Here is a 24,165-nt window from a genome sequence, read left to right on the forward strand (position 1 = left end):
CGCACGATCGTCAGCGCCAGGTGTCGCTGACGGCCCGGGTGCCGGCGGCCGGCGTGGTGAGCGTCCGGTTCGCGCCGGACTCCCAGATCACCGTGCCGTCCGGGTTCTTCTTGACGTACTTGTACTCGACAGCGGTGTTCGCGGGCAGGTCGACTGTGGCCCGCCAGACCGGGTAGGCGGCCGGCGAGAGGGCGACGGCGGCGGCCGGGTTCCAGCCGCCGAGCGCCGGGATGTTGCCGACCACGAACACGTTCTGCCCGTAGACGGTGGTCGCGGTGGCGGAGAACGTGGTGGCCACAGTCGTGCTGACGGTATCGCCGCGGAACGTCTCGGTCACCGCGTACGTGCCGCCGGCCGGGGTGGTGAACGTCCGGTTCGCACCGGACTCCCAGGTGACGGCGCCGGCGGCGGTCAGCTTGACGAACTTGTACTCCGCCGCGGTGGACCGGGGCAGGCTGACGGTGGCGCGGTAGGTGCCGCCGCCCTGCGCGGCGAGCTTGACGCCGTTCGCGGGCGTCCACGAGCCCAGCTCGGGGATGTTGCCGACGACGTGGACGTCCTGCCCGGCGGCCACGTTCGCGGCGACGGTGAACGTGGTGGCGATCCGGTCAGCCGGGCTGACGGTGGGCGACGCCGTCGGCGAGGCGGTCGGCGAGACCGACGGGGACGCGGTCGGGGAGGCCGTCGGAGACGGGCTCGCGCCCGGCCGGGCGTTCACGTGGATCGCGACCGCGTCGTCGGCCGGGAGGGTCACTGTGGCCCGGCCGCCGGACACGGTCACCGTGGAGCCGGTGCAGCCGCTGCCGGTGGCGACGCCGGAGATGACGTCGCAGTACCGTCCGTCGGCGAGCCCGGTGACGAAGGTGGCGGTGGTGGCCGAACCGGAGTCGTTGATGCCGATCCACGCCCGGTCGCCCCGGTGGAAGCCGATCACGTTGCTGTTCACCGTGGTGAAGTCCGAGACGGTCCTCACCGGGCGGGCCGCGTTGGCCCAGCCGACCATGCCCTTGACGCCGGTGGTGCGGCTCAGGCAGTTCCAGGCGGCGCCGCAGACGGTGTCGGTGACCCGGCCGGTGCCGTCGTGCGGCGGGGACTGGTTGCGGTTGGACCAGGTGAAGCTGTCGTAGACCGACGGCTTGCCGTGCGGGTAGGCAAGCGCGAAGTAGTTCGCCAGCACGTAGTCGGTGCCGTTCTTGTACGACAGCACCACGCCGTCGCGCTCCAGGTCGTGGTTGGTGACCATGGCGAAGACGTTGGCGCCGGGCGCGTCGAGGTTCCAGTTCGGCACGTTCGCCAGCGCCGAGATCGAACCCTGGAACGCCGAGCGGATGCCCTTGGCGTACGCGAAGTCGAGCACGTCGCCGTTGCCGATGTAGGCGCGGGCCTGCAACGCCGGGTTGCTCGCACCGTCGAAGATCTCCTGCGCGACGTACGGGCGCCGGCCCTCGGCGACGGTGTCGTTCAGCTTGCCGAGGATTGCCGCGAAGTCGTCCTTGCGGATGTGCTTGACCGCGTCGACCCGGAAGCCGTCGACGCCGAGCCCGATCAGGTCGTTCAGGTAGCCCGCGATCTTGTTGCGGACCGCTTCCTTCTCGGTGTAGAGGTCGGACAGCGACAGCAGCTCGCAGCTGGTCACCTGGGCCTCGTTGTTCCAGTCGCTGATCGTGCCGCCGGTCGGGCAGTTGTCGCCGGGGCGGTGGAAGTCACCGTCGCCGTACGGCACGGCCGGGTAGCTGTAGCCGGAGAACTCGGTGCCGGCGTAGCCGCGGGTACCGGCCGGGTTGTTGGTGCCGGCCATGTGGTTGACCACCGCGTCGACGTAGACGCGCACACCGGCGTTGTGACACGCGGTGACCATCGCGGCGAACTGCTGGCGGTTGCCGAACCGGCTGTCCAGCTTGTACGACACCGGCTGGTACACCTCGTACCAGGGGTACGCGCCGTCGGCACTGGCGGGCAGCTTCACCGACTCCTGCGGCGGCGCCACCTGCACCGCACCGTATCCGGCTGGTCCGAGGTGGTCGGTGCAGGCGGCGGCGACCGAGGTCCAGTTCCATTCCCAGAGGTTGGCGGTCACCTCGCTGTCGTTGAGGACGACGGCGGCGCGGGCGGGGGCGGGGGCGGTGGTGGCGGCGGCGACGGCCACCGTGCCGCCGGCCGCGACGAGCGCGGCGGCGAGCAGCAGACGACCGGCGCGGCCACGGTGTGGCCTGGCGGAGTGCATGGCTGGGGGACCTCTTCCGTGGGTTCGAAAGGGTGAGCGGGGGTGGGGCGGCCGTCCCGGGTAGCGAACACCATGCGCCATCCATGAAAGTCTTTGCAAGGGCTTGCGGCAAAGTTTTCGAAACCAGCAGGCAACACGAGTAGGCTCGGATTCGCGACCACCAGCGACGATCCACGCTGGACCGAGTGGGCCGACGCTCAGCCGAGATCCCGCTGCTCGGGACGGGACGAACCGCTGCGCGGGACGACCGCAACTTCCGAGCAGATTTTCCAACGTTTGCGGGCCGGCGCGTGCTGCTGATCCCCCGGACACGGACGAGCCCCGGCCCGTCGCGGCGCGACGGACCGGGGCTCGCTCGGATGTGGCGGATCAGGCCAGGTCGAAGCGGTCCAGCTCCATGACCTTCGTCCAGGCGGCGACGAAGTCGCGGACGAACTTCTCCCGCGCGTCGTCGCTGGCGTAGACCTCGGCGAGCGCCCGCAGCTGCGAGTTGGAGCCGAAGATGAGGTCGACCGCGGTGGCGGTCCACTTCACCTGGTCGGTCGCCAGGTCGCGGATCTCGTACACGTGCTCCTCGGACTCCGCCGCCTTCCACCGGGTACCCGGGGAGAGCAGGTTGACGAAGAAGTCGTTGGTGAGCACGCCGGGCCGGTCGGTGAGGACGCCGTGCGCGGCGCCGCCGACGTTGTTGCCGAGCGCGCGCAGACCGCCGACCAGGACGGTCATCTCCGGCGCGGTCAGGTTCAGCATGTACGCGCGGTCGACGAGCAGCACCTCCGGCTGGGTCTTCTCGCCCGGCCGCAGGTAGTTGCGGAACCCGTCGGCGCGCGGCTCCATCACCCGGAACGACTCGACGTCGGTCTGCTCCTGGGTGGCGTCGGTGCGACCCGGGTGGAACGGCACCGTGACCTCGACGCCGGCGTCGCGCGCCGCCTGCTCGACAGCGGCCGAGCCGGCCAGCACGATCAGGTCGGCGAGCGAGATCTGGGCGCCGCCGGCGGCGTTGAACTCCTGCTGGATGCCCTCCAGGGTGGCCAGCACGGTGGCGAGCTGCTCGGGCTGGTTGACCTCCCAGTCGCGCTGCGGCTCCAGCCGGATCCGCGCGCCGTTGGCGCCACCGCGCTTGTCGGTGGAGCGGTAGCTCGCGGCCGAGGCCCAGGCGGTGGAGACCAGCTGGGCGGTGGTGAGGCCGGACTCCAGCACCTTCGCCTTGAGCGCGGCGACGTCGGCGTCGTCCACCAGCTGGTGCGCGGCGGCCGGCACCGGGTCCTGCCAGAGCTGGGCCTCGGGCACCCACGGGCCGAGGAAGCGGCTGACCGGGCCCATGTCACGGTGCAGCAGCTTGTACCAGGCCTTGGCGAATGCCAGCGCGAACTCGTCCGGGTTCTCCAGGAAGCGGCGGGAGATCTTCTCGTACGCCGGGTCGACGCGCAGCGACAGGTCGGTCGTGAGCATGGTCGGCTTGTGCTTCTTCGACGGGTCGTGGGCGTCCGGGATGATCGCCTCGGCGTCCTTGGCGACCCACTGCTTGGCGCCGCCGGGGCTGGTGGTCAGCTCCCACTCGTAGCCGAAGAGGATCTCGAAGAACCGGTTGCTCCACTGGGTCGGCTTGTCGGTCCAGGTGACCTCGAGGCCGCTGGTGATCGTGTCGCCGCCCTTGCCCTCGCCGTACGTGCTCAGCCAGCCCAGGCCCTGCGCCTCCAGCGGCGCGGCCTCCGGCTCGGGGCCGACGTGCCGGTCGGCCGGGCCGGCGCCGTGGGTCTTGCCGAACGTGTGGCCGCCGGCGATCAGCGCGACGGTCTCCTCGTCGTTCATCGCCATCCGGCGGAACGTCTCACGGATGAAGTGCGCCGCCGCGAGCGGGTCGGCGTTGCCGCGCGGGCCCTCCGGGTTGACGTAGATCAGACCCATCTCGGTCGCGCCGACGCCGGCCACCATGTCCTTCTCGGAGGCGTAGCGCTCGTCACCCAGCCAGGTGTCCTCGGGACCCCAGAAGATCTCCTCCGGCTCCCAGACGTCCTCCCGGCCGAAGCCGAAGCCGAAGGTCTTGAAGCCCATCGACTCCAGCGCCACGTTGCCGGCGAGCACCAGCAGGTCGGCCCAGGAGATCTTCTGGCCGTACTTCTGCTTGACCGGCCAGAGCAGCCGGCGGGCCTTGTCCAGGTTGGCGTTGTCCGGCCAGCTGTTCAGCGGCGCGAACCGCTGCCCGCCGTCGCCGGCGCCACCGCGGCCGTCCTCGATGCGGTAGGTGCCCGCGGCGTGCCAGCTCATCCGGATCATCAGGCCGCCGTAGTGGCCGAAGTCGGCCGGCCACCAGTCCTGCGAGGTGGTGAGCACCTCGCTGATGTCCCGCTTGAGCGCCTCGACGTCGAGCTTCGCGAACTCCTTGGCGTAGCTGAACTCCGGGCCCAGCGGGTTGCCCTTGGACGAGTGGGCGTGCAGCACCGACAGGTCGAGCTGGTTGGGCCACCAGTCGCGGTTGCTGCGCGGACGACCGCCGGTCTTCGGGGTCGGCGAGTCGATCGCCGGGTTCTCGCTCTCGCTGCCGTGCGCGGTCACCGAGTCGTGCGCGACCGGGCAGCCGGCCGCCTCCTTGGCGTCCACGCCCTGCGGGCTGACGGGCCGGTTGTCCTGGGTGTCGCTCATCTGCTTCCTTCCGAACTGGCGGATCACTGGGCGGTGCGGTCGGCCGCGCAACCGGGGCAGGTGCCCCAGTAGACGACCTCCGCCTCGTCCACCACGAAGCCGTGGTCGTCCGAGGCGGTGAGACAGGGGGCGCGGCCGACGGCGCACTCGACGTCGGCGATGGCGCCGCAGGAACGGCACACGACGTGGTGGTGGTTGTCTCCCACCCGCGACTCGTAGCGGGCCGTGGCGCCGGCCGGCTGGATGCGCCGGATCAGCCCGGCGTCGGTGAGGGCCCGGAGCACATCGTAGACCGCCTGGTGGGACACGGTGGGCTGCTCGGCGCGGACCAGGGCGATCACCGTGTCGGTGTCGACGTGCGGGTGGTCGCGCAGCGCGGACAGCACCGCCAGGCGGGGCCGGGTCACCCGCAACGAGACCGCCCGGAGCTGCGTCTCGAAGTCGGCCGTCATGCGACGACCTTAGTCCGGTCTTTTGGAATCAATCAAGTTTTTGCCCAGGTGTGTCGGCCGTCACATCATGGCACTCCCGGCGCACGAAACGGGGGTGCCGCGCCAGGCGCGGCACCCCCTCCCCGGAAAAGGGCTCAGGCGGCGGAACAGGTCGCCGTCGGGGTGTTGCTGTTGCCGTTCTTGTAGAGCGTGATGCCGAAGTTGTTGCCGTTGCCGTTCGGGCGCGCGGTGAGCGTGCCGCTGGTGCCGCTGATCGACGCGTTCCAGCTGTTCTGCAGGCTCTGCCCGCCCTGGGTCTGGATGCTGACCACCCAGTTGCTGGTGCCGCTGACCGAGAAGGTCACGTTGAACCGGTCGCCCCACTCCTCGGCGCGGCTGACGCTGACCGTGCAGCCACCGTTGTTCGGCGGCGGGGTGGTCGGGTTGCCACCGCTGGTCCCGCCGATCGTGATGTTGGAGTTGCCGCTGCTCTGGTAGCCCTCGGTGGCCAGGATCTGGTAGTCGTGCGAACCGAGGTTCATGCCGTAGCGCGACCAGGCGTCGAAGTGGTTGCCGGAGGTGATGGTGCCGCCCACGCGCTTCGACTGGCGGACGCTCCAGTACTGGTAGAACGTCCGGGTGCCCTCGATCGAGGGGGCGTTGACCCGCTGGGTGCGGTAGATGTCGTACGTGCCGCCGTCGGAGGACACCGAACCCATGTAGCCGCTGCCCGGCGGGCGCCAGCTACCCCAGCTGTCCACGATGTAGTACTCGACGAGCGGGTTGCGCGTCCAGCCGTAGAGCGTCAGATACGCGTTGCCGGACGGGTTGAAACTGCCGGAGTAGCTGACCGTGCGGCGGCCGCCCGGGTTCCAGCCCTTGCCGGCGACGAAGTTGTTGATGTTGCTCCACTGGGTGCTGTACTGACCACCGTTGCCCATGGTCATGGAGACGTTGCCACTGTCCTTCCAGAAGGAATAGAAGTAGCCGTTGTTGGTGCCGGTGGAGTTCGACGTGACGGTGGTGTCGGCGTAGGCCGGACCTGACGCGACGGCCGTCGCCCCGGCGGCGATCAGCGCCACGGCACAGGCACCGCCGAGGGCCATCCTGAGGCGTCCGCGCCTGCGGATGCCCGTACGGACGGGGGCGTCTTTCATGGACGGGTTTCCTCCCTGTGACGGCTGGCGGGCGGCCAGCTTCCGGTGGCGCGAGCCGCGGGTGCTCGCCCGCCCGCGGACGGCGGGACCGGGGCGACAGCCGCGCCACGGGTGGTGGTCGGACATCGACGTCAATCGAGATACGCCGATGGCCACAGTATTGGAGCCCTGGTTCATCCTGTCAACAAGTTCCGGAAATGTTGTGGTAACCCCGGCCCGGACCCTGAACGGCCGTTACGGCTGCCGAAAAGCGCCTCCGAACAGCATCGACGGGCCGGCGACAGCTGCCCGGACGTCATCGGAGGCGATGGGATCCCGAAAACTTTCGGTTCTGTTCCGGATCAACACCGCCACCGCCGGTAGGCGCGCGCGAGCGGGCGGGGCCGGGCCGGACCGTCCACATTTGACGGCTCGCCGGACGCTCGGTTCAATGACGGCCGGACCGGATCGGACCCGATTCCGGCCGGGTGAACCGAGGACGCCGCGCACCGGCAGGGCGTCCGTCATCACCGGAGGGACCGCCCTGTGACACCCGATGCCCCCGGCGCGCGCCCGCGGCCGCGCCGGATCCCGCGCGGCGTCGTCGCCGCCGGCGCCGCCGGGCTGGCGGCGCTGAGCCTGGCGGTCGCCGCCCTCAGCGGGAGCGTCGCCACCGCCCGCGACGACGAGCCGGCCGGCCGGGCCGTCTCCGCCGAGCACCTGGCCGCCATCCGGGCCGCTGCCCGCTCCTGCCCCGCGCTGACCCCGGCGCGGCTGGCCGGGCAGCTGATGGCCGAGTCGGGTCTGGATGCGCGGGCCGAGCGGACCGCGTCCGGCGGCCGGGGCCTGGCCGGACTGGACGACGAGCGGTGGCGGACCTGGGCGCCGTGGCCCGACGCGCAGCGCACCGACGGCGCGGCCAACATCCTCGCGCTGGCCCACCACATGTGCGACCTGGCCGGGCAGGTGCGCGCGGCTGCCGTCCCCGGCGACCCGTGGCGGTTGTCGCTCGCCGCGTTCCACACCGGGTTCGAAAAGGTACGCGCCGCCGAGGGGGTGCCCTCGGCGGCGGTCCCGTACGTCGACGAGGCCGGCCGGTACGCCGCCTACTACGGGCGGCAGGACGGCTTCGCCGAGACCGGCCCAGCCGGCGGCGAGGGTGAGCGCCGGCAGCCCAGGGCGGTCCCCGCCGCGTACGTCCGCCTGGTGGTACGGGCCGGCTCGGTGTGCCCGCAGGTGCCCCCGGCCGCTGTCGCCGCGCAGCTGATGGCCTCCTCCGGTTTCGACCCGAACCTGCTCGGCGACGGTGGCCGAAAGGGCATCGCCCAGTTCCGGCCCGAGCTGTGGCGTGCGTACGGCCCGTCCGGCGCCTCGCCGTGGGACCCGCAGGCAGCGGTACCGGCGGCCGGCGCCACGCTCTGCGCGCTGCGGCGGGAACTGGCCGCGCTCGACGGCGACCCGGACCTGCTGGCGCTGGCGGCGTACCGCGACGGGACCGACGCCGTGCGCCACACCGGCGGCGACTTCGACGCCGGGACGCAGGCGTTCCTGCGCACGGTCCGGGAGTTCACCGACTTCTACGCCCTCGACGGCCGGCTGCGCGGCACGCCGGCGAGTTCCGGCACCCCGTCGCCCGGTACCCGGACGCCGAAGCCGCCTGCGTCGTCGGCCGTGCGCCCGTCCACGTCGGCGCCGGCGGCGGGCACGTCGAAGGAACCGGCGAAGCCGGCCGCGCCGGTCCGCCCGGCCGGCGCGAAACAACTCGTCGGCAAGGAGACCGGCCTGTGTGCCAGCGGCGGCAGCGGGGACGGCGTACGCGTCGTGCTGCGGGCCTGCCGGGAGGAGCGCGCCCAGTGGTGGACGTTCGCGTCCGACGGCAGCGTCCGGGTCGAGGGCGGCCTCTGCCTGGACGTGGCGTGGGGCGAGAAGCGCGACGGCGTACCGGTGCAGACGGCGTGGTGCAGCGGCAACCCGGCGCAGAAGTGGGAGTGGATCGAGAGCCAGGGCCGGCGGTCGCTGTTCAACCGGGCGACCGACCGCTGCCTGGACGTCGACGGGCACGCCGCGGGCGCGCCGCTGAACGCCTGGACCTGCGTGTTCAACGTGAAGCAGACCTGGTCGCTGCGCTAGCCGGGCGACCAGGCCCGGATCAGGGAGTCGAGCCGAGGACCAGCCCGAACGCCCCGCAGCAGGCCAGGCCGACCACCGGCAGCAGGACCAGCATGACGCTGTAGTTGGACCACAGGCCGAACCGGGTGACGTCGGTGCCGTAGCCGTCGTACACCCGGTTGCGCCACCCGCCGAAGCGGAACGCGAGGTGGTGCGCGGCCCCCGGCTGTACCGCGAGCGTCGTGGTGACGAGCGGGACGCCCATGAAGTCGGTGTACCTGACGTCGTGCGCGCCGGCCGGCACCGCCACGTGCCAGGTCCCCTCGCCGGGGATGGCGACCACCTGACGGTTGATCTTGAAGCGGCTGGTCACCGGCACCGGGATCAGGTACGGCCCGCGGTTCACCGAGACGACGAGCACCCCGCAGCCGGGCGGCGGGGTGATCGGGTGCGGGTAGGCGATCAGCGGGCTCACGCCGCCGGGCATCGGCGGGTACGGCTGCGAGGGGAGGTAGGACACGGCTGGATTCTGGCACGGCCGCGCCAGCCGTCGATGTCCCCCGGTCAGCCGGTGCCGGGCGCTCCGGCGCCGGCGAGCAGCCGCTGTCGCATGAGGAACTTGCGGACCTTTCCGGTCGGCCCGGTGACCACGTCGTCGTCGGGGACCGTCACGACCCGCCGCAGCGTCGCGGCCACCGCCGGCCCCAGCGCGGCCCGGACCCGTTCGGTACGGTCGTGCGCCGGATCGGCGTCGGCGGCGAGCAGGAGCAGCACGTCGGTGACGGTCGTGCCGTCCTCCCCCGCCGCCGCGAGGACTGTGCAGTCGCGGACGTCCGGGCAGTGCCGGAGGATGCGCTCCTCGGACAGCGCGGTGTACAGCCAGGTGCCGCCGCCCAGGTCGACCGCGTCGCTGGCCCGGTCGACGTGGTGGTAGTCGCCGGCCGCGTCGCGGTACATCAGGTCGCCGGTCAGGTAGTAGCCGCCCAGCCGGGTGCGGTACGTGGTGACCGAGTCGTTCCAGTAGCCGAGCGCCAGGGTCGGCGACTTGAGGCCGACGTGCCCCACCTGCCCCGGCGGGACCTCCTCGCCGGTGTCCACGTCGAGCAGGGCGATCTCGGCGAACGGGTACGGCTTGCCGACACAGCGGTCGTAGCGGTCGCTGCCGAGCCGGTGGGTGATCCGGAACGCGCCGTGCCCCATCTCGGTGGAGCCGAGCATGTCGACGAACTTGGAGCCGGGAACGTCGACCATGCCGTCGCGGGTGTACGCGGGATGGCTGCCGACCGCGACGAGCCGGCGGACGTGCGCCTCGTGCGCGCAGTCACCGGTGTTGAACCAGTTGCGCACCGAGCTGAGGTCGCGGGTGGTGAGGTCGACCCGGGCCAGCTCGGACCAGGTCACCGCGAAGCCGAACACGCCGGTGGGGCGCCACCGTTCGATCGCGGAAAGGATCGTCTCGGCGCTGCGCGCGAACGGGCCGCCCTGCGCGGACAGACACAGCAGCTGGTAGCCGTTGCAGAGCGCCTGGTTGAGCGTGATGATGCCGGCGGCGTGCGCGGCCGGCAGCGCGGACATCTCCCGCACCTCGCCGTACGGCCGGGACTCGGTGAGCCGGACCGCGCGGATCGCGGCGAACAGCCCGTGGTGCGAGTGGACGATCGCGGCGGGCACCCGGGTGGTGCCCGAGGAGTGGGTGATGACCACCGGTTCCTGCGGGTGGTGCCGGTGGTGCGGCGGCGCCTGCGCCGGGTCGCCGGTGCCGGTCTGCGCCGCGTCGCCGAGGATCGGCGCGCCGAGGGCGTGCTCGGCCAGGGCGGCGTGGTCGGCGTCGACCACCACCCCGGCCCCGCGCAGCCGCCTGACGAACTCGGCCGCCAGCTCGACCGGCATGTTGCCGTTCATCAGCGCCGGGATCGCGCCGAGCCAGGTCAGCGCCAGGAAGTTGAGGAACACGTCTGGTGCGGAGGTCACGTACACCGCGACCGGGTCGGCCCGGCCGACGCCGCGCGCCCGGAACCAGGCGGCCCGGGCCGCGACCCGCTCGGTGAGCGTGGCGAGCGACAGCGGCGTCCAGGCGGGGATGCCGTCGACGTCGGCGTCGAACGTCACCCGGGGCATGTCCATGTCGGCGCCGTGTTCGGCCAGCCGGAGCAGCACGTTGCCCGCGCCCAGCTCCATGTCGGCCGCCAGCGTCGCCCGGAAGTTGTCGGCACCCAACGAGTGGCCTCCTCAGCTGACACGCGTCACGGCCGCGCCCCGTACCGGCCGCCGAGCGGGGACACGATCAGGCTAGAGCGCCCGCCACGCTGAGACAATGGTCGATGCACGGACGGTCAGGAGACCTCGCGGTTGAACAGGTGCGACGACCAGAACAGACTGGCGGCGGCCAGCCCGGACATGATGAGCGCGCCCTGCCACACCACGGTCTGGGTGATCTGGCCGGCGAACAGCGCGCGCATGCCGTCGGTGGCCCAGGCGAACGGGTTCCACACCGCGACCCGCTGGATCCACATCGGCGCCAGCACGAGCGGGATGAGCACGCCGGCGAGCAGCGACACCGGCTGGCCGACCGTGTTCACCAGCACGCCGAGGCTGTTCTCGTTGCGCACCAGCAGCGCGATGTCGTACGAGATCGACGTGCTGAGCAGCACCATCACCGACAGCAGCGCGTACGACACCAGCAGGTTCGCCAGGTGCACCCGCAGGCCGAACGGCAGCGCCACCAGCGTGACCACCACCGCCTGCACCACGTTGAGGCACACGTGCATCAGCGCCCGGCCCAGCAGCAGGCCGGTCCGGCTCACCGGCGTCACCCGGCACCTGTCGATGATGCCCGCGCGCAGCGCGCTGAGCAGCCCGTACCCGGCGAACAGGCCACCGAACAGGCCCATCGCCACGAACAGGCCGGGCACGTAGATCCGGTACGCGTCGGCGTACGACGCGGCGCCCCGGTCGACCATCACCACCTTGAGGAACGGTGCGAACAGGATCAGGTAGGTGATCGGCTGGGCCAGGCTGAACGCGACCATCACCGGGTTGCGCACCATCAGGCCGGCCTCCTGCTGGAAGATCAGCCAGGTGTCGCGGACGAGCTTCACGCCGTACTCCTCTCGGCGTCCGGTCACTCGGCGAGCGACCGGCCGGTCTTGGCCAGGAACACGTCGTCGAGGCTGGGTCGGCGGGCCTCGATCGCGCCGGGCTCGATGCCCCTGTCGTAGAGCGCCCGCATGATCTGCGGGATGGCCGTGGCGGCGCTGTCCACGTAGAGCCGCAGTGTGCCGTCGACCGGCTCGGCCGCGTGCACGTACGGCGCCTCGGCCAGCAGCTTCGTCGCGGCCGGCAGGTCGCCGCCGGTCTGGTCCGCGACGTCGGCGGTGGCGAAGTCGATGGCGACCACGTCGCCGGAGATCTCGCGTTTGAGCGCCGACGGGGTGCCCTCGGCCACGATCCGCCCGGCGTCGATGATCGAGACCCGGTCGCAGAGGCTGTCGGCCTCGTCCAGGTAGTGGGTGGTGAGGAAGATGGTCATGCCCTCCTCGCGCAGCCGCCGTACCTCCTGCCACATCCGGACCCGGCTGGGTGGGTCGAGCCCGGCGGTGGGCTCGTCCAGGAACATGACCTGCGGCGAGTGGATCACGCCGAGCGCCACGTCGAGGCGGCGGCGCTGCCCGCCCGAGTACGTCTTGATCTTGCGGTCGGCGAAGTCGTCGAGCTGGAACGCGCGGATCGCGCCGGCGGCCAGGTCCTGCGCCACCGACTTGGACAGCCCGTGCATGCGGGCCTGGAGCACCAGGTCACGCCGGGCGGTGGAGTCGTCGTAGGTGCCGCTGGCCTGCGCCACGAAGCCGATCCGCCGCCGGACCTGCGCGGGTGCGCGCAGCAGGTCGACCCCGGCGATGGTGGCCGCTCCCCCGCTGGGCCGGATCAGCGTGGCGAGCATCCGCAGCGTGGTGGACTTCCCGGCGCCGTTCGGGCCGAGGAACCCGACGATCTCGCCGCGCCGTACCGCGAAGTCGACACCGCGCACGGCGTCGACTGTGGTGGCGCCGCGCCCGCGTCCGACCCGGAAGGACTTGCGTAGGCCGGTGGCCTCGATCATCGAGCCTCCTCGTGCGGCAGGACGCCGGCGCGGGTGCGTCAGGTCAGGCTAGTTCCGCGCCGACGGTTGGACAACGGTCGATGCGTCAGGCGTCGGCAGCCGTGCGTGCCAACGCGGCGAGGTGCGCCGCCGCCGCCCGCGCGCCGCCGGCCGCCGCGAACGACTCACCGACCCGGCGCGCCCCGGCCCGGTACGCCGGTTCGTCGAGCACCGCGCTGAGCGCGGCGGTCAGCTCCGCCGGGGTCGCCGTGCCGAAGGAGACCGCCAGACCGGCTCCGGCCCGGCACACCTGACTAGCGACCGCCGGGTGGTCGTGCCGGATCGGCGCGACCACCACCGGCACGCCGTGGGCCAGCGCCTCGGACACCGTGCCCAGCCCGCCGTGGGACACCAGCGCGTCCAGTCGCGGCATCAGTTCCAGCACCGGCACCCGCGGCGCGACCAGCACGTGCGGCGGCGGGTCGGGCACCAGGCCGGGCCCGGCGGTGAGGATCACCTGGACCCGGCCGGCGAGCGGCGCGGTCGCCGCCGTCATCCGCCGGAAGAAGTCGGCGGCGAGATGCTCGGCCATCGTGCCGACGGTGACCAGCACGTGCCGGCGGCCGGGATCCCACGCCTCCCAGGCGAACGCCGGCGCGTTCGGCCGCCGTCCCAGTGCGGGCCCGGTGAGCACACAGCCCGGCGGCAGCGGCGCCGGGCCGGTCAGCGCCGCGGTGGTCAGCCCGATCACGAGGTACGGCGAGAAGCGCAGGTCGATCGTCTCGCCCACGGGGACGTCGGTCATCGCCCACACCCGGCGGATCTGGGCGCGCACCCAGTCGGTGAACTCGGGCATCTCCTCCGTGGGCGGCGTCAGCTCCAGCATGCCGACGCAGAACGTCGCCCACGGCAGCCCGCGGCGGTGCGCGGCGAGCGCACCGGCCAGCGCGTACTGGTCGGCCACCACCACGTCCGGCTCGTACCGCTCGACCGCCGCGTCGGCGGCGTCGCGGATGAATCGGTTCGCCGGCAGCACGTGCCCCTCCCAGAGGCTGCGCACCGAGGCCGCCCCGGACGCGCCGTCGGGCCGGTAGTAGCGCTTGCCGGTCGGGAACAGCACGGCATCCGGGCCGACCAGCGGGCGCAGGTCGCTGCGCGGCCCGACCCAGGCCACCTCGTGCCCGGCCACCTCCAGTTGCTGGGCGATGGCGACCGGGGCGTGCAGGTGGGACTCCACCGGCAGCACGACGAACAGAAAGCGAGCCACGTCGATATGATCGCACGCGCGTTGACATCCACCGGCGTCACTGATCTGATCCGTGTCGTGACGGTACGCGTATGACGGCGATCGACGCCGTCTCGGTGTTCCTGCCGCAGCGCCGGGTGCCGGTCGAGAGCCTGGCCGCGCCGCTGGGCCTGACCGACATGCAGGTCCGCCTGTTCGGCCGCTTCCACGGCCTGACCGAGGTCCGCCGCGATCCCGGGTTGTCCCTGACCGACCTGCTGCTGCGCGCGGCGGGCGGCCTCACCGCGCTGCCCGCGCTGCGGCAGCGGGTGCGGTTCGTGGTGTACGGGCGGGCGTTCCCGGTGGTCACCCCCTATCCGGTCAACCCGCTGCACGAGGTGTGCCGCACGCTCGGGCTGAGCCACGCGCTCGCGTTCACGCTCACCCAGCAGTCCTGCGCGAGCGCGCTCGCCGCGATCGACGTGGCCGGGCGGCTGCTCGCGTCCGAACCGGACACGCCGGACGGCCCGCCGCTGGCCCTGGTGCTCACCGGGGAGAAGGCGTTCACCCGCGACGCCCAGTTCATCCCGGAGACGTCGGTGTTCAGCGAGGGCTCGTCGGCCTGCCTGCTCAGCGCCGGTGGCGGCCGGGACCGGCTGCTCGCGTACGCCTGTCACCAGCGGGGCGAGTTCGACGTGGCCGGCGGCGAGTCCCCGGCGCGGTTCCAGCGGGCGTACCGGCCGGCGCTGGCCGAGGTGATCGGCCGGGCGCTGGACCGGGCCGGGACGGCGCTGTCCGAGCTGCGGCTGGTGCTGCCGCACAACGTGAACCTGATGACCTGGAAGCGGTTGTGCCGGCTGATCGGGCTGCCGCTGGACCGGGTGCTGCTGGACAACGTGACCGAGACCGGCCACGTGTTCTGCGCCGACGCGTTCGTCAACTACCGCACCGCCCGGCAACGCGACCTGCTCCGGCCGGGTGACCGGTACCTGGTCGCGGCGGTCGGTGCCGGGGACGGCGCGACGTTCGCCGCCATGGTGTTCGAGCACTGAGCGGCGGTGGTCACCGTGGAGAGCGGACTCCGCCTGCTGCGGGCCGCCCGTCAGACGGTCACCGGCCCGGCCGCGCTGCTCGGCGATCCGGTGCTGCGCGAGCGCAGCGCCGGCTACCTGAGGGACCTGGCCCGGCCGTACGGGCTGCGGGTGCCGGACGGCCTGTTCGACGCGCCGTCGGCGGCGCTCGGGCAGTCCTACGGGGAGATGGCCGCCGAACTGATCCCGGCGGTCGTGCCGCCGGACGAGCCGGTGGACCTGCTGGTGCTGGCGTTCGCCGTGCACGACGTGCTGCCCGGCCGGGCCACCGCGGCGTACCTCAGTCACGTGTGCCCTGGTACGCCGATGTCGTTCGCGCTCTGCGACCAGGGTTCGGCGGCGGCGTTCACCGGGCTGCGGATCGCCCGCGACTACGGCTGCCGCCGGGCCCTGCTGGTCACCGTCGAGCAGGCGGTCCTGCCGTACGACGCGGCGGTGCCCGTACCTGCCCGCCACCGGGCCGTGGCCATGCTCTACGGCACCGCGGCCGACGACAACGCCGACAGCGGGACCGGCGGCGGTCCGGAGCGGATCGGGCTCGGCGCCGGTGCGCGGCTGACCGGGCTTCGCCAGCACGCCGACGTCGGCCCCGGCGAGGTGGCGGCGCTCGCGGCGGCCGAGGTGCGCGAGCTGACGGCCGGGCGTACCGATGTCGCGGTCGTGCTCGGCGCTGAACTCGCGGCTGTGTGGCCCGGTCCCGGCGGCGGCGCGGTGACGACCGGTCCGGAGCGGCAGCCGTCCACCGGCCTCTGGTGGGCGCTGCTGGACCGTCTCGCCGGGGACGCGGCGCGGCCCCGGCCGGTGGTGGTGGTGGCCGACTACGAGCCCGGCCTGGGCTACCTGAGCGTGGCCGCGCTGGCGCCGGCGGGCCGGTCAGAGCCCGTCGGCGAGCGCGGCGCGGACGAACGCGCAGAGCCGCTCGTTCGCCTCCGGAGCGCCGACGGTGATCCGGACCCCGGCGCCCGGTAGCGCCATCACCAGGATGCCCGCCGCCCGGGCCCGCTCGGCGAACGGCACGGCCCGCTCCCCCAGCGGCAGCCACACGAAGTTGGCCTCGCTCGGCGCGACGGTGAGCCCGAGGCCGCGCAGCGCGCCGATCAGGCGGGTACGCGCCGCCACCAGGTCGGTGCACCGCCGGGTCAGTTCGGCGCCCACCTCCGGTGTCAGGCTCGCCACCGCGGCCGCCTGGGCCAGCGCGGAGGGAAAGAACACCGCACCGGTGAGCGCGGCGGCCCGGGTGAGCCGGGGCGGCACCACGGCGTACCCGACGCGCAGCGCGGCCAGGCCGTACGCCTTGGAGAACGTGCGCAGCACGCAGACGTTGTCGTACGCGCGGTACAGGTCCATCCCGTCCGGCGAACGCGGATCGGTGACGAACTCGCGGTACGCCTCGTCCACGATCACCGGCACGTCGGCCGGGACGCGGTCCAGGAACGCCTCGACGTCGTCGCGGCGCAGCGCCGTACCGGTCGGGTTGTTGGGGTTGCACAGCAGCACGCACCGGGTCCGGTCGGTGACCGCGTCCGCCATCGCCGGCAGGTCGTGGTCGTACCCGCGCATCGGGACGGGCACGGCACGGGCGCCGGCGTTGCCGACGATCAGCGGGTAGCCCTCGAACGACAGGGCCGGGTGGACGACGTCCGGGCGCGGCCCGAGGGACTGCACGAGGTGCTGGCACAGCCCGGCCGAGCCGGGGCCGACGAGGATCGCCTCGGGGCCGACACCGAGCCGCGCCGACAGCGCCGCCACGAGCGCCGACGACGTGCGGTCCGGATAGCGCTGGAGCGTCGCGGCGGCGTCGGCGACCACCCGCCGGATCCCCGGCAGCGGCGGGTAGGGCGTCTCGTTCATGGACAGGTCGGCCGGGGGTTGCGTCCCGACGGCGGTGGCAGGCGTCATCATCGTTCACTTTCCGACGGGACCGGTGGGGACGGGGTGTGCGCGTGCCGGTCGGCCAGCAGCCCGAGCTGGTAGAGCCGGTCGACGGCGGACAGCGGCCGCACGTCGGTGCCGGAGAGGTTGCCGGCGGTGAGCCCGAGCAGCCGGGGGTTCGCGGCGGTGCGGCGCATCATCCGCGCGCCGAGCAGCCTCGGCAGCCCGGACACGGCGGTGATCATGCGGGAGGCGTTGTGGCTGACGGTGGCGACGTGGTCCAGCCGGGGCCGCCGCGCCGCCTCGAAGGCCCGCAGTGCCCGGTCCACGGCGGCCGGTTCCGGCGCGCCGCCCTCGGCGGCCAGGCAGGCGGCGAGCGTCTCGGCGTCACCGAGGGAGCTGTTGACGCCCTGCGCCGCCATCGGGTGCACCGCGTGGGCGGCCTCACCGGCGAGCGCGAGACCCGGTACGGCCAGTCGCGCGCTGCGCAGCCGGTAGACCGCGAGCAACTGGCGCCGGTGCAGGCTCGCGCGCACGGCCGGGCCCAGCGGACGGATCGCCGGCACGTCGGCGAGCAGCCGTCCGCACCACGCGTCGAGGTCCACGCGGCCCCGGAACTCGTCCGGTGTGACCTGCACATAGAGGCGGCACCGCCCGCCCGGCAGCGGGTAGACCAGGCAGAGTCCCCGGGCGGTGCGGTAGGCGGACACCTCGTCGGCCACCTCGGCGCCGTCCACGTCGACCGCGACCAGGCCGTGCGGGTACTCCCGGCGTTCCACGCCGATCCCGGCCGCGCGGCGCAGCGGCGAGGACATGCCGTCGGCCGCGACCACCAGCGGCGCCGCGACGTCCCGCTCGGCGCCGTCCGCGACGACCCGGACGCCGTCGATCCGCCCGCCGCTGTCGCGCCGGACGCCTGTCACCCGCACGCCCCACCGGACCTCCACCGTGGCGGGGAGCCGGCCGGCCAGCACCGCGCGCAGGTCGCCGTAGTCGGCGCAGAGGATCTGCCGGTACGCCCCGGGCAGGCCGGCGTAGTCCAGGCAGAGCAGCGGCTCGCCGTACGCGTCGCGGATGGCCAGCCGCCCGACCGGGCGCGCGCCGGTGGCCCGCAGAGCGCCCAGCGCGCCCCAGGAGTCGAGGATGCGTACCGTCTCGGGCTGGAGGATCTCGCCCTTGGCGATCGACGCCGGAGCGCGCTGCCGGTCGAGCACGAGCACCCGCAGGCCGAGCGCGCCGAGCGCGTGGGCGCAGGCCAGCCCGCCGGCGCCGGCACCGGCCACCACCACGTCGGCGCTCATCGGGCCACCGCGCCCGGTGCGGCGCCGGACGGCGCGGCGGCGGCCCGGCGGTACTCGCCGAGCGTCCGCAGCGCGAGCGCCTGGGTGATCACCGCGTTCGGGTACCGCATGTGGTGCCGGATGTAGTTGCAGACCCGGGCGGCGGGCCAGGCGCCGTCCGGTCCGGCGGCGGCCACCAGCCAGGCGACGCCCCGGTCCACCGCCCCGGCGGCGTCCGGGTCGCCGGTCGCGAGCAGGCCCTGCACCGCCCAGGACGTCTCCTCGACGGTGCCGCCGGTACCGTCGCCCGGGCCCCACGAGCCGTCGGGCAGCTGGGTGTCCCGCAACCACCGGGCCGCGCGGCGCACCACGTCGTGCCGGGCGTGCCCGACCCGGGACAGCGCGGCGACCACCACGGCGGTGCCGGAGGTGTGGTCGCGGTACCAGAGGTTCTCGAACGTGCCGTCGGGCGCGGCCCGGGTCAGCAGCCAGGCCGCCGCGCGGGCGATCGCCGGGTGGTCGTCCGGATGCCCGGCGTCGTGCAGCGCGAGGATCGCCTGGCTGGTGATGGCCGGGCAGGGTCCGTCGTTGGCGAGCCGGGTGTCGCGGACCCACAGGCTCCACGAGCCGCGGCTGTCCTGCCGGCCGACGAGCCACGCCAGGCCCTGACGCAGCACCGGGTCGGCGCCGGCGCCGGGGAGTCCGGCGAGCGCGGAGAGGATCTCGGCGGACTCCAGCGTGACCGGCCAGCCCCGGGCGTTCGAGTAGCTCCACCCGCCCGGCGGCACGTCCAGGACCTCGAACGCCTCCGTCTTGCGGGCGGCGTGCAGGAACTGCCGGGTGGCGTGCAGCTGGGGGTCGTCGGCGTAGCCGGCCGCGATCAGCCCGGTCGCCGCGTACCCGGTACGGGTGAGGTCCAGATTGGTGACCGCGTCCCAGGAGCCGTCGGGGCGTACCGCGCGGCGCAGCCAGCCGACGACGGCGCGGGCGATGTCGGGGGCCTCGCCGCTGCGGGCCAGGCCGAGCAGGACGAGCGCGGCCGGCCACGGGTCCTCGCTGAGCGCGCCGGTGCGGCCCTCGTGGTCGTGGATGGACCGCAGCAGCCGTACCGCCGCCGGACGGGCGCGGCGCAGCGTGGCCCGGCGCAGCCGACCCGCGGGCAGCATGCCGGCCTGCATCAGGGCGAGCCCGACGAACGGCGCGGTACGGAACGACAGGCGCTGCCGGCGCACCCGGTCGAACAGCACGATCTCCAGCGGCAGCCGGCGCAGCGGGCCGGCCTCGGCGGTCATCCCGGCCATCGTGAGCAGTTGCCGGCACAGCAGCGAGATGGCCGGGTCGGTGATGGTGTCGACGCCGCCGAGCGCGGCCAGCCGGGCCCGGCCCGCCGCGATCGCGTCGGCGCTGTCCGCCGGTGCGCTCAGCGCCAGCGCGGCGACCGCCACGGCGGTGGGTACGACGGCGGTGCCGGCGCCCACCACGCCACCCCAGCCGCCGTCGTCGTGCTGCGCGCGGCGCAGCCAGGCGGTTCCGGCGTCGACCAGGTCGGCGCAGCCGGACGGGTCGGCGGCGTGCACGGCGGCTACCGCGCCGGCGGTGCCGAGCACCGAGGCGGGCGGGTCGTCGCCGAAGGCGCCGTCGGGGCGGCGGCGGCGGAACAGCGCCTCGGCGCCGTCGGTGAGGGCCTTCCCGACGGCCTCGGCGGTCACAGCGGTCATGGCGCGTCCTCCAGCGGCAGTCGACTGCGGGTGGCGAGGGTCAGGCCCGCCACCGGCGGGCCGAGTTCGTGTCGGACGCGCATGCCGCGCTGCGCCAGCCAGGTCAGCAGCACCATCGGCAACGCGAGCGCGAGCTGCACGGCGACGCCGAGGCCGAGCCCGACCGCCGCCGAGGCCAGCACGACCCGCTCGACGACCAGGACCGAGTGGGCGCGCAGCGCCACCAGGACGGGCATCCCGTCGCGGCGCGCCACCAGCGGGGCCAGCGCGACGACGCCGGTGGCCAGGACGACGAGCACAGTCGCCAGGTACGACATCCGCGTGCCCGTGCCGGCCAGCAGTCCGGCGGTCACCGCGGCGCCGATCGTGACGGCGTAGAGCGCCACCACGGTCCGCACGGCCACCGGCACGCCCCGGCCCACCGGCAGCGTGCGGTAGCCGCCGGCACGATCGCCGTCGATGTCGCGCAGCGCGCCGACCAGGTTGGACATGGCGTCGTGCGACCAGAACGCGACGACGAGCGCGAGCAGCACCGGCACCGCCCAGGCACGGTCCGGCGCGATCCCGGCGGCGAGCGCGCCGTAGCCGAGCGCGACCGCGCCGAGCGCGCCGCGGACCAGGTTGCCGGCGATCCCCCGGGCCTTGAACCACCTGCTGTACGCCACGATGCCGCACCCGGCAAGCAGCGCCGCCAGCGTGGTGCCCCATCCGTCCAGCACGGCGAGGACGCCGAGCGCGGCGAAGCAGGCGCTGCCGCACCACAGGGCCGTGCCCGCGCGCAGCCGGCTGGACGGGATCGGCCGGTGCGGTTTGCTGCCGGCGTCGAGATCCCGGTCGAAGTAGTCGCCGAGGTAGTGGCCGCCGAGCCAGCCGGCGGTGGGCGCGGCCCAGGCCGACAGCAGCAGCCACGGGTCGTGCCGGCCACCGGCCACTGCGGCGCCGGCGAGGCCGACCAGTCCGACGTACCAGAGGGTGTAGGGCCGCCAGGTCTCCACGTGAGCCCGCAGTGCTCGCACGGCACCGGCCGTGCTCACGCCATCTCGCTCGTCATCCAGGCCGCGATGCCGGTGAGCACGTCCGCGCTCGCGGACGGGGTGAGCGCTGCGAGTTCGGCGCGGGCCCGCTCGGCGTGCTCCACCATCCGCCGCCGGGCGCCGGCGACCGCGCCCACGTCGTCGAGCAGGGCGGTGACCCACTCGACGTCGCCGGGGCCGGCGCCGCGGCGGTGCAGCACCGCCAGCAGCTCCACCCGTGCGGTGTCGCCGATCGCGTCGTACGCCAGCAGCAGCGGCAGCGTGGGCCGGCCGTTGTTGAGGTCGCTCGTCGCCGGTTTGCCGGTCTGCTCCGGGGTGGACAGGTAGGACAGCAGGTCGTCGCGGATCTGGAACGCGGTGCCGAGGTGCTCGCCGTAACGGGCCAGTGCGGCGGAGAGCAGCGGGTCGGCGCCGCCGAGCAGCGCGCCGATGTGGCACACGGCGCGGAACAGCGAGCCGGTCTTGAGCCGGATCATCTCCGGATACCAGCGGGCGCCCGCGTCCAGGTCGCCGACGAGCCGCGCCTCCAGCGCCTGGCCCCGGCACAGGTCCTGGCCGGCCTCGGCGAGCGCGGTGACGGCGGCGACGACCGAGGCCGCGGGGACCGCCCGGCCGCTCTCCACGATCGCCTGGAAGGCGTGGAAGATGAGGTGGTCGCCGGCCACGATGGCGCCGGGGATGCCGTACGCGACAGGGACCGCCGGGCGGCCGCGGCGCAGCGTGTCGGCGTCGATGATGTCGTCGTGCACGAGCGTCGCGACGTGCAGGTACTCGGTGCCGAGCGCGGCGGCGAGGACGTCCCGTGGCGATCCACCCACCGCCTCGGCGGCGTGCAGCGTCATCATCGGGCGGAGCATCTTTCCCGCCGGCAGCAGCGCGTAGCGGACGATCGCGTCGAGCTGGTCGGGCGTCTCCGGCCACCGCCGGCCGAGTTCGGCGCGCAGCAGCCGCCCCGATTCGCTACGGGCCAGGTCGTCGATGAAGGGCGGATATCGCGTGGAGCCAGCAACCGTCATGACGCGTCGACCCTTTCGCCAGGGATCGGCTAGTCGCCACGCGAGACGTTACCGGTAGGCCCTCCCCGGAACAACCATTGATAAATGCGCATGGACATGGGTGGCCACAAATGTCGTGACAGCATTCTTCAGCACATTGACCGAAGCACCGAGAAATCCACCGTTTGACCCACGGCCGCCATCTCGATGCATATACGTCAATGTTCGGGCGCACGGGGCGGCACCGGACAGGTACCACCCGCTCCGCCCGGGTCAGGCGCCGGCGGCGAACTCCATGAGCGTCAGCCCGTCGGTGCCGTGGTAGGTACGCCGGGGCGTCAGACCCGCGGCGGCGGCCAGCGCGGTGAACTCGGGCACCCCGCGCTCCCGGCCGCCGACGAGCACCAGCATCCGCAGGTCGTACGGCGACAGGTGCGGCACGTGCGGCATCGTCGGCAGCACCTCGATGACGAGCACCCGGCCGGTGGTCCCGGCCGCCTCGGCGCAGCGCCGCAGGATCGCGGTGGCGTGGGCGTCGCTCCAGTCGGTGAGCGCGCGGGAGACCACGTACACGTCGGCACCGGGCGGCAGCGGGGCGAAGAAGTCCCCGACCACGGTCTCGGCCCGGTCGGCCAGCCCGCACGCGGCGAACGTCGCGGCGGCGGTGGCCACCGGCTCGTCGCGGTCGACGAGGGTGCCGCGCAGGTGCGGATGGGCGCCCAGCACCTCCCGCAGCAGCCCGCCCGCGCCGCCGGCCACGTCGACCACGTGGCCGGCCTCGTGCCAGGGGTAGAGCGCGGCGACCTCCGGCGCGGTGAACCGCTGCTGGCTGAGCATCAGCGCGTCGAAGTAGGCCCGGTGGTCCGGGTGGGCGTCGAGGTCGGCCCAGAAGTCGCGCCCGTGCACCTCCCGGTAGCCGGGCCCGCCGGTGCGGATCGCGTGCGGCAGGCCCGTCCAGGCCAGGTCCATCCGCGCGCCGAGCCCGGCGAGGTCCAGGTAGGCGCCGTGGCCGCCGCCGTCGCGGTCGCAGAGCAGCTCGCCGACGTCGGTCAGGCCGAACACGTCCGGCGACACCTCGACGAACACGCCCCGGTGCACGAGGTAGCGCAGCAGGCGGCCCAGCGCGGCGGCGTCCGCCCCGCAGGCGTCGGCCAGCTCGCCCAGACCGGTGACGCCCGCGGCGATCCGGTCCGGCACGCGCAGCGTCACCGCCGTGCGGACCGCGAACGGGGTGGCCAGGTCGGTGAGCCGGTCGAGCCGCTCCCGCGCGTCACCCTCGATCCGGGCATCGATCGACACCGGCGCCTCCTCCCGCGTCGCGGGCCGGCACCGCCGCCCCCGCCGGTGCGCATGCTTCCAGGCGTACGGCGGGTGAGTCAACGACGACGGCTGGTGAGGACATTCATGGACGTGGAACAATTCGCGGGCCAGCGCAGGCGCGCAGACCGGAGGGATCATCGATGACCACATCCATCGCGGCCGAGGTCCGGCTCGTCTCCGGCGCGCTGGGCGCCGAGGTCCACGGCATCGACCTGAACACGCTCACCGACGAGGGCTTCGCGCTGATCCACGACCTGCTGCTCAAGCACCAGGTGATCTTCCTCGCCGGCCAGACCGGGCTGACGCCGCAGGCGCACGTCGCGTTCGGCCGCCGCTTCGGCGAGGTGGAGCTGCACCCGTACCTGCCCCGGCTGGACGGGCACCCGGAGATCGTCGTCATCGACTCCGCCGACGGCGGCAAGGTCGACGTCTGGCACACCGACATGACGTTCCACCAGAGCCCGCCGATCGCCTCGATCCTGCACCTGATCCAGCTGCCCGAGGTCGGCGGCGACACCATGTGGACCAACCAGTACCGGGTCTACGAGGCGCTCTCCGCGCCGATGCGGGACCTGCTCGACGGGCTGACCGCCATCCACGTCATCCGGATCGGCACCGAGTTCACCAGCCGCGCCGAACACCCGGTGGTCCGGGTGCACCCGGAGACCGGGCGCCGCTCGCTGTACGTCAACCGGTTGTTCACGTCGCACATCCCGCAGCTGACCCGCAACGAGAGCGACGCGCTGCTGGAGCACCTGTTCACCTTCTCCGAGAGTCCCCAGTTCACCTGCCGCTACCGGTGGCGGACCGGAGACGTCGCGGTGTGGGACAACCGGGTCACCCAGCACTACGCCGTGAACGACTACGACGGGCTGCGGCGCGGGCAGCGGATCACCGTGCTCGGCGACCACCCGACCGGCGACGAGCCCCGGTGGGAGCACTACGTCCCGGCGCCGGGCGAGCGCTACTGGCCGGGCCGGGTCAACGCGGTGGAGAGCTACTGACC

The 24,165-nt window shown here is 73.6% G+C and carries 19 protein-coding genes; 4 read left to right on the plus strand and 15 right to left on the minus strand.

Annotation, left to right across the window (positions count from 1 at the left end; all coding sequences use genetic code 11):
* Window positions 1–10 precede the first annotated feature (10 nt).
* The 4 genes from O7611_RS16530 to O7611_RS16545 form a co-directional block, all read right to left on the minus strand.
* Window positions 11–2,224 (minus strand): carbohydrate-binding module family 20 domain-containing protein, encoded by a 2,214-nt coding sequence (locus O7611_RS16530; protein WP_269697178.1) that lies wholly within the window; start codon window positions 2,222–2,224, stop codon window positions 11–13.
* 369 nt (window positions 2,225–2,593) lie between these two features.
* Window positions 2,594–4,870, minus strand: a complete 2,277-nt coding sequence (gene katG, locus O7611_RS16535) for a catalase/peroxidase HPI (RefSeq protein WP_269697179.1) — start codon at window positions 4,868–4,870, stop codon at window positions 2,594–2,596.
* 23 nt (window positions 4,871–4,893) lie between these two features.
* On the minus strand, window positions 4,894–5,322 hold the full coding sequence (locus tag O7611_RS16540; protein ID WP_135240611.1) for a Fur family transcriptional regulator: 429 nt from the start codon (window positions 5,320–5,322) through the stop codon (window positions 4,894–4,896).
* 134 nt (window positions 5,323–5,456) lie between these two features.
* Complete coding sequence (locus O7611_RS16545) at window positions 5,457–6,458, minus strand: glycoside hydrolase family 11 protein (RefSeq protein ID WP_194799073.1); 1,002 nt, start codon at window positions 6,456–6,458, stop codon at window positions 5,457–5,459.
* A 525-nt stretch (window positions 6,459–6,983) separates the two neighbouring features.
* Between O7611_RS16545 and O7611_RS16550 the strand changes: the two genes are divergently transcribed.
* The gene (locus O7611_RS16550) at window positions 6,984–8,567 is read left to right on the plus strand and encodes a ricin-type beta-trefoil lectin domain protein (RefSeq protein WP_269697180.1); all 1,584 of its coding nucleotides are present in this window, start codon (window positions 6,984–6,986) and stop codon (window positions 8,565–8,567) included.
* 19 nt (window positions 8,568–8,586) lie between these two features.
* Here the strand turns inward: O7611_RS16550 and O7611_RS16555 are convergent, their stop codons facing one another.
* The 5 genes from O7611_RS16555 to O7611_RS16575 all read right to left on the minus strand — a co-directional run bounded on the left by O7611_RS16555 (window position 8,587) and on the right by O7611_RS16575 (window position 13,891).
* Window positions 8,587–9,066 carry a hypothetical protein gene (locus O7611_RS16555; RefSeq protein WP_194799071.1) on the minus strand — a complete coding sequence of 160 codons (480 nt, stop codon included), beginning with the start codon at window positions 9,064–9,066 and terminating at the stop codon, window positions 8,587–8,589.
* A gap of 44 nt (window positions 9,067–9,110) precedes the next feature.
* Window positions 9,111–10,763, minus strand: a complete 1,653-nt coding sequence (locus O7611_RS16560) for a class I adenylate-forming enzyme family protein (RefSeq protein WP_370584838.1) — start codon at window positions 10,761–10,763, stop codon at window positions 9,111–9,113.
* 116 nt (window positions 10,764–10,879) lie between these two features.
* On the minus strand, window positions 10,880–11,644 hold the full coding sequence (locus O7611_RS16565) for an ABC transporter permease (protein ID WP_013476421.1): 765 nt from the start codon (window positions 11,642–11,644) through the stop codon (window positions 10,880–10,882).
* Between the two features lie 23 nt (window positions 11,645–11,667).
* Complete coding sequence (locus tag O7611_RS16570) at window positions 11,668–12,645, minus strand: ATP-binding cassette domain-containing protein (RefSeq protein WP_194799069.1); 978 nt, start codon at window positions 12,643–12,645, stop codon at window positions 11,668–11,670.
* Window positions 12,646–12,730: 85 nt separating this feature from the next.
* Window positions 12,731–13,891: a glycosyltransferase gene (locus tag O7611_RS16575; protein ID WP_194799068.1), complete on the minus strand. Its 1,161-nt coding sequence runs from the start codon at window positions 13,889–13,891 to the stop codon at window positions 12,731–12,733.
* Between the two features lie 71 nt (window positions 13,892–13,962).
* Between O7611_RS16575 and O7611_RS16580 the strand changes: the two genes are divergently transcribed.
* Together O7611_RS16580 and O7611_RS16585 are read left to right on the plus strand one after the other, a co-directional pair.
* Window positions 13,963–14,901 carry a 3-oxoacyl-[acyl-carrier-protein] synthase III C-terminal domain-containing protein gene (locus O7611_RS16580; RefSeq protein ID WP_194799067.1) on the plus strand — a complete coding sequence of 313 codons (939 nt, stop codon included), beginning with the start codon at window positions 13,963–13,965 and terminating at the stop codon, window positions 14,899–14,901.
* A gap of 15 nt (window positions 14,902–14,916) precedes the next feature.
* Entirely contained in the window at window positions 14,917–15,909 is a 993-nt protein-coding gene (locus O7611_RS16585) for a 2-hydroxy-acid oxidase (RefSeq protein WP_194799066.1), read from the plus strand.
* Here O7611_RS16585 and O7611_RS16590 read toward each other — a convergent pair.
* The 6 genes from O7611_RS16590 to O7611_RS16615 all read right to left on the minus strand — a co-directional run bounded on the left by O7611_RS16590 (window position 15,814) and on the right by O7611_RS16615 (window position 23,138).
* Window positions 15,814–16,839, minus strand: a complete 1,026-nt coding sequence (locus tag O7611_RS16590; protein ID WP_228531443.1) for a histidinol-phosphate transaminase — start codon at window positions 16,837–16,839, stop codon at window positions 15,814–15,816. The two genes, O7611_RS16585 and O7611_RS16590, sit on opposite strands and share 96 nt — an antisense overlap.
* Entirely contained in the window at window positions 16,839–18,113 is a 1,275-nt protein-coding gene (locus O7611_RS16595) for an FAD-dependent oxidoreductase (protein ID WP_269697181.1), read from the minus strand. Before O7611_RS16595 ends, O7611_RS16590 begins: the two co-directional genes overlap by 1 nt.
* Window positions 18,110–19,810: a prenyltransferase/squalene oxidase repeat-containing protein gene (locus tag O7611_RS16600; protein ID WP_194799063.1), complete on the minus strand. Its 1,701-nt coding sequence runs from the start codon at window positions 19,808–19,810 to the stop codon at window positions 18,110–18,112. Before O7611_RS16600 ends, O7611_RS16595 begins: the two co-directional genes overlap by 4 nt.
* Entirely contained in the window at window positions 19,807–20,844 is a 1,038-nt protein-coding gene (locus tag O7611_RS16605) for a UbiA family prenyltransferase (RefSeq protein ID WP_194799062.1), read from the minus strand. The genes O7611_RS16600 and O7611_RS16605 overlap by 4 nt, the downstream gene beginning before the upstream one ends.
* On the minus strand, window positions 20,841–21,860 hold the full coding sequence (locus O7611_RS16610) for a polyprenyl synthetase family protein (RefSeq protein WP_194799061.1): 1,020 nt from the start codon (window positions 21,858–21,860) through the stop codon (window positions 20,841–20,843). The genes O7611_RS16605 and O7611_RS16610 overlap by 4 nt, the downstream gene beginning before the upstream one ends.
* A gap of 252 nt (window positions 21,861–22,112) precedes the next feature.
* The gene (locus tag O7611_RS16615) at window positions 22,113–23,138 is read right to left on the minus strand and encodes a methyltransferase (RefSeq protein WP_194799060.1); all 1,026 of its coding nucleotides are present in this window, start codon (window positions 23,136–23,138) and stop codon (window positions 22,113–22,115) included.
* Between the two features lie 161 nt (window positions 23,139–23,299).
* Between O7611_RS16615 and O7611_RS16620 the strand changes: the two genes are divergently transcribed.
* A complete protein-coding gene (locus O7611_RS16620; protein WP_269697182.1) occupies window positions 23,300–24,163 on the plus strand; it encodes a TauD/TfdA dioxygenase family protein in 864 nt (287 codons plus the stop codon).
* Window positions 24,164–24,165: the final 2 nt, after the last annotated feature.

Origin of the sequence: Micromonospora sp. WMMC273 (genome assembly GCF_027460285.1) — a bacterium.
Classification (GTDB): Bacteria; Actinomycetota; Actinomycetes; order Mycobacteriales; family Micromonosporaceae; genus Micromonospora; species Micromonospora aurantiaca.